11 protein-coding genes are annotated in these 14,652 nt (G+C 63.6%); 4 read left to right on the top strand and 7 right to left on the bottom strand.

Annotated elements, in window-relative coordinates:
- The coding region (locus BT179_RS25960; protein ID WP_143148733.1) for a non-ribosomal peptide synthetase at nt 1–3,128 on the bottom strand (3,128 nt) is incomplete at its 3' end.
- A gap of 366 nt (nt 3,129–3,494) precedes the next feature.
- On the opposite strand from BT179_RS25960, the gene BT179_RS25955 reads away from it, so the two are divergent.
- The 3 genes from BT179_RS25955 (at nt 3,495) to BT179_RS25945 (ending at nt 6,634) form a co-directional block, all read left to right on the top strand.
- A complete protein-coding gene (locus BT179_RS25955) occupies nt 3,495–4,499 on the top strand; it encodes a cupin-like domain-containing protein (protein ID WP_072432329.1) in 1,005 nt (334 codons plus the stop codon).
- Nucleotides 4,496–5,866: an MFS transporter gene (locus BT179_RS25950; RefSeq protein ID WP_083526402.1), complete on the top strand. Its 1,371-nt coding sequence runs from the start codon at nt 4,496–4,498 to the stop codon at nt 5,864–5,866. Before BT179_RS25955 ends, BT179_RS25950 begins: the two co-directional genes overlap by 4 nt.
- Nucleotides 5,867–6,022: 156 nt before the next feature.
- Entirely contained in the window at nt 6,023–6,634 is a 612-nt protein-coding gene (locus BT179_RS25945; RefSeq protein WP_072399261.1) for an aspartyl/asparaginyl beta-hydroxylase domain-containing protein, read from the top strand.
- 257 nt (nt 6,635–6,891) lie between these two features.
- Here BT179_RS25945 and BT179_RS25940 read toward each other — a convergent pair whose 3' ends face one another.
- From BT179_RS25940 to syrB1, 6 genes are all read right to left on the bottom strand, one after another.
- Nucleotides 6,892–7,719 (bottom strand): AraC family transcriptional regulator, encoded by an 828-nt coding sequence (locus tag BT179_RS25940; RefSeq protein WP_072432330.1) that lies wholly within the window; start codon nt 7,717–7,719, stop codon nt 6,892–6,894.
- Nucleotides 7,720–7,727: 8 nt separating this feature from the next.
- Nucleotides 7,728–8,039, bottom strand: a complete 312-nt coding sequence (locus BT179_RS25935; RefSeq protein WP_072432331.1) for an AzlD domain-containing protein — start codon at nt 8,037–8,039, stop codon at nt 7,728–7,730.
- Nucleotides 8,036–8,734 carry an AzlC family ABC transporter permease gene (locus tag BT179_RS25930; RefSeq protein ID WP_072432332.1) on the bottom strand — a complete coding sequence of 233 codons (699 nt, stop codon included), beginning with the start codon at nt 8,732–8,734 and terminating at the stop codon, nt 8,036–8,038. The genes BT179_RS25935 and BT179_RS25930 overlap by 4 nt, the downstream gene beginning before the upstream one ends.
- Nucleotides 8,735–9,024: 290 nt before the next feature.
- On the bottom strand, nt 9,025–10,236 hold the full coding sequence (gene syrC, locus BT179_RS25925) for a syringomycin E biosynthesis aminoacyltransferase SyrC (RefSeq protein ID WP_072399265.1): 1,212 nt from the start codon (nt 10,234–10,236) through the stop codon (nt 9,025–9,027).
- Between the two features lie 59 nt (nt 10,237–10,295).
- A complete protein-coding gene (gene syrB2 / locus BT179_RS25920) occupies nt 10,296–11,231 on the bottom strand; it encodes a syringomycin E biosynthesis L-threonyl-[L-threonyl-carrier protein] 4-chlorinase SyrB2 (protein ID WP_072399266.1) in 936 nt (311 codons plus the stop codon).
- Between the two features lie 17 nt (nt 11,232–11,248).
- Nucleotides 11,249–13,093: a syringomycin E biosynthesis L-threonine--[L-threonyl-carrier protein] ligase SyrB1 gene (syrB1, locus tag BT179_RS25915; RefSeq protein WP_072432333.1), complete on the bottom strand. Its 1,845-nt coding sequence runs from the start codon at nt 13,091–13,093 to the stop codon at nt 11,249–11,251.
- Nucleotides 13,094–13,575: 482 nt separating this feature from the next.
- On the opposite strand from syrB1, the gene BT179_RS25910 reads away from it, so the two are divergent.
- On the top strand, nt 13,576–14,634 hold the full coding sequence (locus tag BT179_RS25910) for a TauD/TfdA family dioxygenase (RefSeq protein WP_072432334.1): 1,059 nt from the start codon (nt 13,576–13,578) through the stop codon (nt 14,632–14,634).
- Nucleotides 14,635–14,652 lie beyond the last annotated feature (18 nt).

Raw genomic sequence — 14,652 nt, 5'->3', positions numbered from 1 at the left:
AGGTCGATCTCGACCCCCAGGTCCTGGTGCAGGCGGGCTTGCAGCTGCACGGTCAGCAGGGAGTGGCCGCCCAGTTCGAGGAAGCCGTCGTGGCGGCCGACCTGATCCAGGTGCAGCAAGCCTTTCCAGATCTCGGCAATGGCGATTTCGGTCTCGCCCTGGGGCGCTTCGTAGGCCTGGCTGGCCAGGGCCTCGGCACCCGGTGCGGGCAGGGCCCGGCGATCGAGCTTGCCGTTGGCGGTCAGGGGCAGGGCGTCCAGGTGCACGAAGGCCGTGGGAACCATGTACTCGGGCAGGTGCTTGAGCAAGGTGCTGCGCAGTACGTCGGCGGGTACCTGTTCGCCGCAGACATAAGCCACCAGGCGCTTGCTGTCCGGCTGCCCGGGATGATCTTCCCGGGCGACGACCACCACTTCGCGGATGCCAGGGCACAGGGCCAGGGCCGCTTCGACTTCACCGATCTCGATGCGCAGGCCACGGATCTTCACCTGGAAGTCGTTGCGGCCCAGGTATTCCAGCGTGCCGTCGGCCAGCCAGCGACCCAGGTCGCCGGTCTTGTACAGGCGCGCATCCGGCTGGTCGCTGAACGGGTCGGCGATGAAGCGCTCGGCGCTCAGTTCCGGCCGGTTCAGGTAACCCCTGGCCACGCCGATGCCGCCGATATGGATTTCCCCGGCCACGCCCAGCGGCTGGATCTTGCCCCGGGGGTCGAGCACGTACATCTGGATATTGGCGATCGGCTTGCCAATGGGCACGCTTTCGCCCGGGTCGCCGGGGCGGCATTGCCAGGCGGTGACGTCGATGGCGGCTTCGGTGGGGCCGTACAGGTTATGCAGCTCGACGCCCGGCAACTGCTCTTCGAAGCGGCGCTGCAGGCTGCGGGGCAGGGCTTCGCCGCTGCACAGTACCCGACGCAGCGTCGGGAAGTCCTGGCTGTCGCGATGCTCCAGGAACAGGTCGAGCATCGACGGCACGAAGTGCAGCAAGGTAATGCCGGTCTGGCGCATCACCTGGGCCAGGTAGTCCGGTTCCTGATGGCCACCGGGACGGGCCATGACCAGTTCGGCACCGGCCAGCAACGGCAGGAAGAATTCCCAGACCGACACATCGAAACCGAACGGGGTCTTCTGCAGGACCCGGTCGTCGGCGTCGACACGGTATTCGTCCCGGGCCCAGAGCAGACGGTTGACCACCCCCATGTGCTCGTTCATCACCCCTTTGGGGGTACCGGTGGAACCGGAGGTGTAGAGCACGTAGGCCAGGTGCCTCGGCGTCAGGCCCAGGGCCGCCGGATCCGGGTCGTGGGTGGGCTGCGCAGCCAGGCGGGCCAGGTCCTGGTCGCCATCGAGAAGCAGCAGCGGCCTGTCCGACGGCGGCAAATGCTCCAGCAGTGCCTGGCTGCTCAGCACGGCGTGGGGAGCGCTGTCCTCGAGCATGTAGGCCTGGCGCGCGCTGGGCAGGTCCGGGTCGATGGGCACGTAGGCGCCGCCGGCCTTGAGGATGCCCAGCAGGGCGATAACCATGTCCGCGCCGCGCCGCAGGCATACGGCCACGCGGGCGTCCGGCCCGACGCCGAGTTCGCCCAGGTGATGGGCGAGCTGGTTGGCCCGGCGGTTGAGTTCGGCGTAACTGAGCAACGGACCGTCGTCGCCGCGCACGGCACAGGCCTGCGGACGCCGCTCGGCCTGTTGCTCGAACAGCCCGTGAATCAGCACGTCCCGGGGATATTCCCGGGCCGTGGCGTTGAAATCCACTTGCAGGTGTCGCCGCTCCACCTGGCTCATCAGCGGGAAGTCGCCCACGGGCGTGTCATGCTGCTCCAGCACCGCTTCGAGCATCGAGACCATGCGGTCTTGCAGGTAGCGGGCTTCCTCCAGGCTGAAGTACGCGGTGTTGAAGTTGAAGTCCAGATGGACGTCTTCGAAGGGATGGTAATCGCGCACGAAGATCGCCATGGGCGTCTGCTCGTAGCCATTGTCCATGGTGATCACGGTGGACGAGGTACCGCCGAACTGATCGTCGCCGTCCAGGCTTTCGAACGACAGCGACACGTCGAACAGTTGCCGGCGGCCGGTCTGGGCCAGGCGCAACGTGCGGTTGAGTTCGGCGATGGGGAACCGCTGGTGGCGGTAGCAGCGGCGCAGTTGGCCGCCAGCGGTGTGCATCAGGTCCAGCAGCGAGGCGTCGGGATCCACCGGCAGGCGAATCGGGCTGACCGAGGAAAACATGCCCGCGGTTTCCTTGGTGCGCGCGGTGGTACGGTTGTGCACGGGCATGCCGATGACGATTTCATCGACGCCCACGGTGCGGCAGAAATACGTGGCGACCACGCTGATCAGGACATGGGCCACCGACAGGCTGCGTTCGCTGGCAAATTGCGTCAGGGCGTTGTACAGCGCCCGTGGCAGCATCGCCTGGACCTGGGCGCTGGGGGCCAGTTCGTTGGCCTGGCCGGTCTTGAAGTCGGCCCGGCGTTGCAGCAGCGAAGGAGGCATCTGGGCGTAGGTTTCCTGCCAGAACTGCCGGTCGCGCTCGTAGCGCGAGGACTGCAGGTAAGCCCGGTCGTCTTCGAGGAACGACAGGTAGGAATGGCCTTGGGCAACCTCCTCGTTGCCCGCCAGCAACCCGTTGTAGGCGGCGCCCACGGCGTGGCCGATCAACGCCACGCCGATGCCGTCGGTGACCAGGTGATGGTAACGGTTCAACCAGTAATGGCGGTTCGGGCCGCAACGCACCATGCGGGCTTCCCAGAGCTGGCCGGTCAGCGACTCGAACGGCTGGCGAAAGGCGTTGCGCAGGTACTCCATGGCCAGCCCGGCATCGGCCTCGGCTTCGGTGAACTCCACCACCTGCATATCGACCTTGACCTCGGGCAAGACCCGCTGGCGACCGGTACCGCCTTCATGGCTGAAGCTCAGACGCAGGGCGTCGTGACGGTTGGCAACCAGCTCGATGGCTTTCTCGAACAGCGCAATGTCGATCTCACCCTTGATCTCCAGGGCCATGCCGATGTTGTAGTAGGGCAGGTCCGGGTGCGCGATCTGGTCGAGCCAGATGCCCTGCTGGACGGAGGCCAGTTCGTGGGCGGCGCAGTCTTGCGTGGGCAACATTTCGGTCGACGAATCCATATCGGAGCACCTGCTGGCGGAATCAATTGAGGTCTGTCTCCGTTCGAATGGCGGTGCATGGAGGCCTGGGCGACTGCCAATCGGCGGGATGCAGATAAACGTGGCGAGGGACAACGGCGCGGTTGGACAGGCACCTGATGCGATGTCGGCGTCGAGGGGCGGTGTCGTGGCTCGTCGATGGGCCGGGCTGCCGTCCGGTCACGCCCGGTGTCCCTTCACAAGGTGGGAAAAAATTAGAGGATCCGATGGGTGATGTCTGTCATGGGAAGCAGGGACAACGTCGGGAAACGGGGCTTTGCGGTGCTTGGGCGAGGTCGAGGGAGTCTGTTATACCAACGACCCTGAAAGCGCTTGCGAGGGTCTGAAATGCCATTGGTCGCCGAATCGGATCGCCCGGTCTCCAAGTTCTGGAGCCTGTCCCGTTTTCCCAATCACCCCCAGGCAGGAACGGTCGATGTGATCGATGCACTGGCGATTTCCAAAGCCGATTTCACCCGGCTCTATGTCAATCGCAACCGTCCCTGCCTGATCAGGAATGCCGTGCGCCACTGGCCGGCATTCGAAAAATGGAAGCGCCTGGACTATCTCAAGGCCCATTCACGAAACAGCCCGGTGGTGGTCCGTTCACAGATCGTTTCCGAGGTCATCGGTTGGTCCAATCCGGAGGTCAAGGCCGAGCTGACCGCATACGCCAATACGGTCTACCGGGAAATGCCGTTCCACCAGTTCCTCGAGGCCCTGGGCCAGGGTGACTCACCGTTGGTGGCCGACAGCTGCCGCTTCTCCGAAGGCTCGGCCATCGAGTCGATGAAGGCCGACGTCGGCGGCCTGCCGTTCATGCCGCAGTTGGGCAAGACCCGGGCCTATCCGCCCCATCGCAGCTTCCTGTATCGCAACTCCTATACCGATTGGCATTTCCATGTCACCGACGAAACCTTCATGGCCCAGGTGGTCGGGGCCAAGGAGGTCTTGCTGCTGCCACCGGACCAGACCAGTTGGCGGGCGTTGCGGCCGGTGATCGAACAGGCCGGCTACCTGTACGACATTGACACCGGTCGCTTCCCCGGTACCCGCGACTTGCGTGCCTTGCGCGCGGTGGTGGAGCCGGGCGATGCCCTGTACATCCCGGTGTACTGGTGGCATGCGGTGCAGTCGATGGACGACGCCTTTGGCGCTACTGTCGCGGCGACGTTCCCGACGCCACTGCATGTCAGTGGCGACATCAGCTCGCCCATCGCCAGGCGAGTGTTGCGCACCTACCTGTTTTCCCGCTTCGCGCCCCTGGTGTTCGGCGCGGTGGCGTATTCCCTGGCCTACCGGTTGCTGAACGGGCTGATCGGTGTCTTCACGCCGCGTGACGTGCGCACATGAGTCGCGTGGGCGAGCGCCGCGGATTCGATCTGGGCCGAGGCTTCTATTTCCTCTGGTGCGGCGAGTCACTGGCGGTGGTGGGCACGGCGCTGATGGAGTTCGCCCTGGGCGTCTGGGTGTACACCCACACCGGCTCGGCGGTGGCGTTCGCCAACGTGGTGCTGGCGGCCACATTGCCGGCGGTGCTGTTCCTGCCCCTGGCCGGCGGGCTGGCTGACCGGATCAGTCACCGGGTCATCATTGTCTGTTGTGATGTGAGCCTGGCATTGCTGTTGTTGGGCGTCATGGCGTTGCTCTGGTTCGAACGCCTGGAACCTCTGCACCTGTACATCTTCAACTGCCTGGCTTCCATCGTCAGCGCCTTTCGCAAACCGGCGTACCAGGCCGCCGTCAGCACCATCGTCGCCCCGGAAAAATTCACCCGGGCCTCAGGGCTGATCAGTATCAGCAAGAACGCCTCGGCCCTGGTGGCGCCACTGGTGGCGGGGGCGATCATGGCGAAGGCCGGGCTGGTGACGATCCTCGCGGTGGACCTGCTGACGTTCTGCTCCGGCACGCTGCTGGTGATCAAGGCGTTCTCCCACGTCCGCGGCGCGTCGACCCATCCCGACGATGCGCCCAAGGACACGGTGTTCGCAGGGGCAGTGGGCAACGTCAGTGTGGCGCTCAGGTTCTTTGCCAGGGAGCGCCTGATGGCCGGCCTGCTGGTGTACACCATGATGCGCGGCGCGGTACTGGCGCTGGCGACGTTGATGATGACGCCGTTGCTGCTGTCCACCCTGGGCAGTCAGACCCTGGGGATGGCCTATACCTGGGCCGCCCTGGGCGGCCTGGCCGGGGCGGGGCTGCTGATTTCCATGGGCAATCCGCGACGACTGATGGCGTTGGTGGCGGTGGCCGATCTGCTCCTGGCCGGCTGTGTCATCGCCCTGGGCGTGGTATCGCAAGCCGTCGCCTACTGCGCCTTGGCGTTCGTCGCGATCACCATGGCAAGCATCGCCGATGCCAGCGTCAACTCGTTGTGGATGCGCAGGATTCCCGCTGGCAACCGCGCCAGCGTGTTCGCGCTGATCAGCATGCTGACCATTGCCAGCACCAGCCTGGCCGTCATCGTCGGTGGCTTGCTGGTGGATCACTGGTTCCAGCCGGCGCTGCTGCCGGGCGGCCCGTATGCCGATTCCATCGGCCGTTGGCTCGGGGTCGGCCCCGGGCGAGGCGTGGGCCTGTTGTTCGTGGTGACCGGCGCGCTGTTTGCGCTCCTGCCTTTGAGCGTCCTGCTCTACGGCCCGATGCGTCGCCTGGACGAGACACCCACGCCCCAGGCCACCGCGCGGATGGCCGATGGTCCCCAGGTCGAGCCCCTGTAATGCCCGCCCCGGCTGCTGTACCGGATTCCCGTGACAGACAGGCCAGGCCCGCTGGGTCACCCTTTGCAGACGCTCCTGCCGTGCCCGCTTTCCGGGCGTGCGGGACTGTATCGCCACCGCCATCGGAATCGACAACCCTCATTGAAAGGAGCACCTATGCGCCCGTCGTTTTATGATTCCAGCCGTTTTCCGCACCTCAAGAACCTCGCCGATAACTGGGAAGTGATCCGCGAGGAATTCCTGGCCCTCGATGCGCCGACCCTGACCATCAACCGCGTGGGCAAATCGATCACCGAGATCGTCGATGAAGTGACCGCGCACATGGAAGCCGGCGGTGAATATGGCTGGCTCTGGGGCTGGGGAGACGACATGGATGTCATGCCGGAATGGACCCAATACGGCCTGGTCGCCTATGACACCCCGATCCCCTATGCCCGCGCGGCCATGCCCGGGACCATCGAGCTGTTGAGCAAGATCCCCGGCATCAAGCTCTGTGCATTGCTGCGCATGGAGCCCAACGTCTTCCTCGGCACCCACTCCCACACGGGCACCTGGGAAGAGGGCCTGCTGCACATGCAATTGACCATCGATGCGCCCACCACCCAGAACTATGCCTACCTCAACGTCAACGGCAGCTTCAACCAGAGCACCAACGGCAACCTGGTGATCTTCGACGGCTCCCTGGACCACTTCGCCGTCAATGCTTCTCGTGCTCACCGCACTGTGCTTTATCTTGAGTTCTATCGCGAGAAGCACATGGCGGCATGAGGTCCACCTGGTTGGGCGAGTGCAAGTCTGCTCGTGAAGATGAGTGTCGGTCGACGTCACCGCGAGCAGGCTTTCCCTTGAAGTGAGAACGTCGTCCCGGCATCACGATATCTACGTATCCGCACCTGGCTTCATATGAAACGTATACCGTGCGATCGATGGGCATTGTGAACATCGACGACGAACCGCATGACCCCTGCGCCGGGCCGCCAGGCTGTTGCGTCTCATCAACGCGCAGGTGCCACCGGCCTGCTGCATCACCTCACCATCGCAGACCGGTAAGCGCCTGGCCCTATGCCGAAAGCCTGTTTGAACTGCCTGGTGAGATGGCTTTGATCAGCAAAACCGAGCTCCGCGGCGACCCTTGATGGCGTAGTGCCTTGCTTCAACAACACTTGCGCACACGCCAGGCGCTTTTGCGTGACCCAGCTATGGGGAGGCAGGCCGGTTGCCTTGCGAAACACTCGGGCAAAGTGAAAAGGGGAGAGGCCGACGCTGGAGGCAAGCGCCTCAAGGGAAGGGGGGATCGCCAAGTGCTCAAGCAGTATTTCCCTGGCTCTACGCACCGCTACAGGCTCGTTCCCTGGCGCAGCGACCGGGCCTAACCTGGCATGCCGCTGGAACAGCATCAGCGCCGCTTCCCTCCAGGCGGTTTGCTGCAGCAATGCTGAAGCCTCATGTTCTGCAAACAAATGAACGTTACTGAACGCACGTGCCACTTGTGAATCGGTCACGACGCTGCTGATAAAGCGAGGAGAGCCGTTGAAGCGCATTTCCAGCTCAGCCAGGACCTCGGCAAGCTGCGTCAACGTGGGGTAAAAACCTCGGTAGCGCCATCCTTCGTCATGGGCGGTAGCGCCGGTATGCACCTCGTCCGGATTGATCAAGACCACGGTACCGAGGGGGGCGACGTGTTCACTGCCTCGATGCCGAAACCGCTGCGCCCCCGACTCGATGACCGAGATGACAAAACTGTCGTGAACGTGAGGGGTAAAGCGTTGCTGGTAATATTGAGCGTGCAGCAATTCCACGCCACCCAGGCTTGAGGCTTGCCAGAAACGTGCGTTTTCAATCTTGCCGGCCACGGTTCACCTCAGAGCATTGACCTGAACAGGTAGAAACAGCCCATGCTGACCAGCACGCTCGTCAGCACCTGTCCCGTCCAGAGCATGAGAACCATGGTGCAGAACCCACCCAACAGATACGGATTCAAAACGCTCAGGCTCAGCGTTTGGCCTGGGAGGAAAATGACGGGGCCGCAGATGGCGGTCAGCATCCCCGGCACTGCGTAGGAAAGCAGATCCCGCGTACCTTGGCTGAGTCTAAACGGTAAGCGCGGTTCCAGAAACAGGTAGTGGTTCAGGAAGACAATCGCACCCATCCCCACGATAACGGCAAGGATCATGGGCGTCCCTCCAGGAGCCGCTTGCACACGAAGCCCGCCGTCATGCCAGCCAACCCCGATACCACCAGCGCAGACTCCCAACGCCAATAACTGAGCAGCACCGAGCAGGCAAGGGATACGAGCACGCACACGACCGTCGGGATCGATTTCACCACAGGGGTGATCAACGCGATGAAGGTTGCAGCGATGGAAAATTCCAACCCGAGCGACTCAAGGTTCGCAATGCTCTTGCCCAGCAGGATCCCTGCCAGGGTGAACACATTCCAGGCCAGGTAAAAGCTGAGGCCGACGCCCAGCGCAAACCAGCGGCTGAATGTCTTTTGATCGTACTGGCTGTTCAGCGCGAAGAATTCGTCGGTCAAAAGAAAGCCCAGACCTAGTCTCCATCGCGAAGAAAGCGAGGACAGGGTGGCGCGCATGTGCAAACCGTAGAGCAGGTGCTGTGACGTCAGGAGAAAGGTCGTCACGAGAATCGAGGGCAGGCTGGCCCCTGTCTTGATCATGCCGATGGCCACGAGCTGGGCGGCGCCGGCGAAAACGATGGCCGAGAAGCCTTGGCCTTCCAGAGGCGTCATCCGGGCATCGATCGCCAATGATCCAACCAGCAAGCCCCAGGGAGCGCAGGCCAGGGACAATGGAATCACAGCCATCGAGCCTTTCCAGAAAGCCTGGCAAGGCGAAAGGGTGGAACGCATGAGCGGTGCACTTCGGTTATGAACGGGGGTTCAGAATCCTGGATTGTGCGGCTGGCGTATTGAACGATATTGCTGTCTGGGGATATTGGCGGCTTGAGCACCGCCATCCTGCGCCAGGAGCTGACTAAAGCCATCATCATGGCTAAGTCTCGCAAAGACCTGTGCTTCGCCGAGATCGTTGAAGATGGCAAGAATCGAGCGTGTCAGCCCGTCTTGAGCAAGATGTGCCTGGTCAGCACAGGGCGCCAACCTCAAGAGTCGGCACTCTGTCCAGGTCTTGAATCCCAGCCTCAGACGGCCATCGATTCCAACGTCGACTCGAGGAATTTGAATGCGGTTTGTTTCGAACGCTGGGTCGATTCGAAGAACGCCAGGTGACTGCCGTTGCGCTCCACGTGCAGCAGGGCATCGCTGATGGATTCGGCAATACGCTGGGAACCACCGATGTGAGTGGTTTCGTCGGCATCGCCAGCCACCACCAGGGTCGGCACGCTGATGCGTTCCAGGCGTGGCGGCAGCTCGGTCTTGTTCAAGGCATCGTTGAGCCGCGCATAGCGATAGAACAGCTCTTCGTTGACGTAGGGATAGAGCGCCGCATGGGCGATGGAGTCCGGGATGGTCGCCAGTGTCGCCTGGTCGAGGAACAGCGCTTGCAGGTCGCTGGCCTCGTTGCGGTCCACGGCGGCCGACTCCATCAGCCATTCGAAATTCTGCTGATGGGCGGTACGCAGGCTGTTGTCGCCCAGGTTGTAGTCGCCATGCCACAGGCTCAGGGAGTTCACCCGGTCGCCGTGCAGGGCAGCGGCGCTCAGCGCGATCACCGCGCCGCCGCAGATGCCCATCAGGTGGGCATTGGACAGGCCGAAGTGATTCATCACATTGATCAGGTCGCCCACCTGGGCGTCGGTATCCACCGACAGTTGATCGAACGAAGTACAGGAACCGAACAACCCCCGGGTTTCCCAGGTGACCACGAAGAATCGCTCGCTGAGGGCATTGAACCAGTCGCGGCACAGGTCGAACGGCATGCCGCAGGGCAGTGCCAGGACGATCGCCGGGCGCTGGCGGTCGGCGCTGGAGTGCACCGACAGCGCGACGTTGTCCCGGGTGATCAGGTGTACTGTCTCTACCTCGGGCACTGCACCGCTGAAATCGAAGTGCCTGACCAGGCGCCCGAAACGCTTGACGCTTTCGAACTCGTCGAAATGGTCATAGGTGAATTCCAGGGCCTGGCAGATTTTCTTGCTGATGAACATCTCGAAGGACGACAGTTGCGCCTCGCCGTCATGCACGTATTGCACGGCCTTGACGCCGATCCGTGCGAAGGCGGCACTGACCGCCCGTTCCGTGGCCCTCACGCTGGGCGAGGCCTGCTCGGGAGGCAACCCGTCCCCCTGGGCCAGGAAGCTCAGGCAGATGGGGTCGGGCAAATGGATGGCAAGGTGCCTAAGCATCCTCACGGTCTCGCACAGGCGCGTCGCTGCGTCAGTGGAAATAGTCATGGATTGGGGACTCCTGTCAGGCACGTTGCGCATGCCACTGTCGTATGGCACAGAAAAAATCAGACCGCTTCGAACTTCTTGCCTCGGGTGGTGTGGGTGACAAGGCGGTTGTATTCCGGGGTCTTGTCCCCGATCACCTGGACCGCGCCGTACTTCTCGAGGCTGATGCGCCCACCGTATTCCTCGATGTGGTCGGAGTCCGGATAGATCTTCACGAAGGACGGCACGTAGCGCGACGCAAAGCCCATGCGCATGTCCTGGGACTCGCCGCTGTGGGGGTAGGACGCGTGCATCAGGGTCGACCAGAAAATGATGAACTGGCCGGCCTTCATCTGCATGGGCACCGCGGCCGACTCGTCGGGCTTCCAGTTCTCGTCGATCTGCAGCTGGCGATAGTCGTAGCCGAAGAATCCGCGGCGCACACCGTCCTTGACCACCGAGCTGTTGTTGGCGTCGGGATCGTAGGCCATGCGCTTGGTTTCGTCGTAGTTCATGCTGTTCTGGGTACCGGGGATGAACTGCAGGCAACCATTGGCGATGTTGGCGTCGGTGAATGCGGTCCAGACGGTGATGGTGCCACCGAAATCCTCGTTTTCCGGCCAGAGGATCTGCGGCTTGCCCGAGGCGTTGGCGAAGGTGTCGGCCTGGTGCCAGTCGGTGCCTTCGTCGCCCGGATACTTGGGAAAGAACTCGGTGCGCCAGCACAGCACATCCGGACCGAGGATGCTTTCGACGCGGTCGCAGATTTCCGGACGGCAGATGTGGCTGGCGAGGAAATCGTCGTCCAGGTGGCGGTCATAGTTGGCGATGTTGGTACCGGCGGAAATCGCATCCAGGTCCTGGTAGGCCGCGGCGCTGCGGTCGAGCAAGCGCAGGCGTGTGCGCTTCCAGGTTTCTTTCATTTCTTCGGGCGAATAGGCGTCGAATGGTCCGATGAAACCGTTCTTCTCGAAGGACGCGCGTTCTTCCGGGGTCAAGGCGAATTTCTTGCTCATGGGCTGTTCCTTTTCGGTCAATGGGCTTGGACAAGGGAGCGCTGGATGCAATCGGCCAATACCTTGGCGGTCGCACCGTTGGCCAGCACGCCAGGATCCAGGTTGACCTGGTAATGGGCCTTCAAGGTGCTCAGGGAGCGGATCAGGGCCAGGGAAGTGCCGCCGAAATCGAAGAAATCGTCGTTCAGGCCGATGTTCTTCAGGCCGATGTCCTGCGACCAGACCTTGAGCACGAACTGCTCTTGCTCGGTGAGGCCTTCACTGGTGTGGTGCACGGTGGCGGCGATGGATTCGGGTGCGGGCAGGCGTTGCCTGTCGATCTTGCCGTGGGCGGTCACCGGCAGTTCCGCCAGGGGGATGTAGGCGGAGGGGCGCATGTAGTCCGGCAGGCTGGCGGCCACCAGGGCGGCGACTTCGCTGCGCGTCTGTTCGTTCCAGGCCTGCACCCCCTGGGTCGGCACCACATAGGTGACCAGGCGCCAGTCGCCATCGCCGAAATCGTGACCGGCCACGTGGGCGGCGGCCACGGCCGGACTGCTTTGCAGGCAGGCTTCGACTTCCCCCGGCTCGATGCGGAAACCGCGGATCTTCAGTTGTTCGTCGCAACGGCCGGCATAGCGGTACTCGCCGTCATCGCCCAGTACCAGCAGGTCTCCGGTGCGATAGGCACGACCGGAACCACCGGGCAGTTGCACGAAGCGCTCGGCGTTGAGGGCCGGACGATTGAGATAACCCATCGCCACGCCGGCGCCTTCGATATACAGCTCTGCGGCCGTGCCCTGGGGAACGGGTTGCTGGTTGGCGTCGAGCAGGTTCAGGCGCCAGCCGTCCAGCGGGGCACCGATGGATACCATCGCGTTGCTCTCCAGGTCCTGGGCCAGCACGCGCTTGAAGGTGGTGTGGACGGTGGCTTCGGTAATGCCGTACATATTGATCAGCGCGGGTTTCTGGTCACCATGGCGCTCCACCCAGGGACGCAGCACCGTGGCCGGCAGTGCCTCGCCACCGAACACCACGTAGCGCAGCGCCAACGGCGCGCCGGCCTGGCGGTCGGCTTCATCGAGGCCGCGGAACGCCGACGGTGTCTGGCTCAGGACGGTCACGCCCTGGCCGGCCAGCCATTGGAGCATGGCCGCGGGCGAACGCGAGACATCGTAAGGCACCACGGCAACGTGACCACCGTGGGCCAGGGCACCCCAGATCTCCCAGACGGAAAAGTCGAAACCGATGGAGTGGAACATCGTCCAGACGTCATGTTCGGTGAAGGCGTATTCGCGTTGCGTGCTTTCCAGCAGGCGGCTGACATTGCCATGGGCGACCAGCACGCCCTTGGGTTCGCCGGTGGAACCGGAGGTGTAGATGACGTAGGCCACCGCATTGTCGGGGTCACGACGTTCGGCCTCGGCAACCGGCTCCAGCGTCGGGCCGGCCAGCAGCTCGGCGAGCGGTAGCACGCGCAGGGAAGAGCTCTGCGGCAGGTCGGCGAGGTCGCCGATCAACAGGCTCATGCCACTGTCGCGCACGATGTGTTCGACGCGCTTGCCCGGGTACTGCGGGTCGACCGGGACGTAGGCGCCGCCGGCCTTGAGGATGCCCAGCAGGCTGATGACCAGGTCGACGCTACGCGCCAGGCACATCCCCACCAGCATGCCGTCCTTCACGCCTTCCTGGCGAAGACGGGCCGCCAGTTGCGACGAAGCCGCATCCAGTTGCGCGTAACTCAACGAGCGAGTGGCATCGGATACCGCCGTTCGCTCAGGGAATTCACGGGCCCGGGCGGCGAAGATTTCATGCAGCAATGCACCGGGCGTGAGGGGGGCTGGCGCGGGGTTGACCGATCCGCCAGTGTTCTTAATCGGCATGACTAACGCTCCTGTTAATTGCCAGGTGCAGCGTATTTGCGCAGTTGCGAAAACCGTTGCACTCGAGACGTCACTGCGGCCCACGGGATCGTTTGATATGCCTGTGCGAATCGCAGCTGGCGCATTTCAGCACCGACTCCGTGCCTGCGTCTGTCGCGGGAAATGGGGACAAATCGGTCAATGCCGATCCGAGGGCGGAAACAGCGACGAACCTGCAGGACGATGCGGACCGCGAGGGTGAGCAAGCTGGCTGGCGCAGGACGGCGTGGCACCTGCGGATCCACCCAGGCACCTGGCCGCGTGGCCTGGGCAAGCGTACCGACCCAGGCGGTCGGTCCGGCGTGACGCGGTGTGCCGGGTCTGTCCCGGTTTGCGGTGCCAGACATCCCCGGCGATCAATGTTTTTATCCTTGCCCGACAGTGGGGCGTATTGGTTTTGCCCCCAAGACATGGATCCGCGGATCAGAAGTCAGGAGTGATGCATGAGTCTTCAAACTAACGCTGCGCCCGTCCTGGACGATGACGCGCCGGCCGACACGCTGGCCTGGCCCGGCCAGGACGACGGGGCGGTCAGGTTGTCGCTGCTCGCCGATGGCCTGAGCCTGCCAGTGGTGGTTGAACCCAACGACCCGGGCCTGGACCCGGCGCAGTGGGCCGGCCAGCATCGAGGGGCGATCGAGGCGCTGCTGTGTCGCCACGGCGCGGTGTTGTTTCGTGGCTTCGACCTGGGCTCGGTCCCGGCTTTCGAAGCCTTCGCCGAAGCCCTGTCCCCCGGCCTGCATGGCAGCTACGGCGACCTGCCGAAGAAAGAGGGCGGACGCAACGTCTATCGCTCCACGCCTTATCCCGAGCGGGAAATGATCCTGTACCACAACGAGAGCTCGCACCTGGAAAGCTGGCCGCGCAAGCAATGGTTCTATTGCGAGCAACCCTCTCGGGTCGGTGGCGCGACGCCGTTGGCCGACATCCGGCAGGTGCTGCAGCGGCTGCCCGAGCAGGTGGTGGCCCGTTTCGAACAGAAGGGATTGATGTACAGCCGTACCTTCACCGCCGGCGTCGAGCCCAGCTGGGAGTCGTTCTTCGGCACCACCGACCGTGCCGCCGTCGAACAGCGTTGCCGCGAGCAGGGCACCGATTTCGAGTGGCTCGATGCCGACACCCTGCAGGTACGTACCCTTTGCCCGGCAGTCATCCGCCACCCGCTGACCGGCGAACCGGGGTTCTTCAACCAGGTGCAACTGCACCATCCGTTCTGCCTGGGCGAAGAAATGCGCGAGGACCTGCTGGACATGTTCGGCGCCGATCGCCTGCCACGCATGGTCAGCTATGGCGACGGAACACCCATCGAGGACGACGTCATGGCGCTGGTGGGGGAGGCCTATGAGGCTTGCGCCGTCCGGTTCGCCTGGCGCAAGGGCGATGTGGTCATGCTCGACAACATGCTGGCCGCCCACGCCCGGGACCCATACGAGGAGCCCCGCCTGATTGTCGTGGCCATGGGCGAGATGACCGCCAGGGGCGATGTCTGGCAACCGGCGTGAGCCAGCTCGCGAGCCCAT

The sequence above is a fragment of the Pseudomonas sp. NFACC43 genome (assembly GCF_900119645.1).
In the GTDB taxonomy this organism is placed as follows: domain Bacteria; phylum Pseudomonadota; class Gammaproteobacteria; order Pseudomonadales; family Pseudomonadaceae; genus Aquipseudomonas.
The sequence above is the reverse complement of the archived record's forward strand: the minus strand, read 5'-3'. Positions and strand labels throughout refer to the sequence as shown.

Coding starts and splice junctions, on each gene's coding strand:
- syrC (WP_072399265.1), bottom strand. CDS start 10,236: ATGACTATTTCCACTGACGCAGCGACGCGCCTGTGCGAGACCGTGAGG.
- BT179_RS25910 (WP_072432334.1), top strand. CDS start 13,576: ATGAGTCTTCAAACTAACGCTGCGCCCGTCCTGGACGATGACGCGCCG.
- BT179_RS25950 (WP_083526402.1), top strand. CDS start 4,496: ATGAGTCGCGTGGGCGAGCGCCGCGGATTCGATCTGGGCCGAGGCTTC.
- BT179_RS25930 (WP_072432332.1), bottom strand. CDS start 8,734: ATGCGTTCCACCCTTTCGCCTTGCCAGGCTTTCTGGAAAGGCTCGATG.
- BT179_RS25955 (WP_072432329.1), top strand. CDS start 3,495: ATGCCATTGGTCGCCGAATCGGATCGCCCGGTCTCCAAGTTCTGGAGC.
- BT179_RS25935 (WP_072432331.1), bottom strand. CDS start 8,039: ATGATCCTTGCCGTTATCGTGGGGATGGGTGCGATTGTCTTCCTGAAC.
- syrB1 (WP_072432333.1), bottom strand. CDS start 13,093: ATGCCGATTAAGAACACTGGCGGATCGGTCAACCCCGCGCCAGCCCCC.
- syrB2 (WP_072399266.1), bottom strand. CDS start 11,231: ATGAGCAAGAAATTCGCCTTGACCCCGGAAGAACGCGCGTCCTTCGAG.
- BT179_RS25945 (WP_072399261.1), top strand. CDS start 6,023: ATGCGCCCGTCGTTTTATGATTCCAGCCGTTTTCCGCACCTCAAGAAC.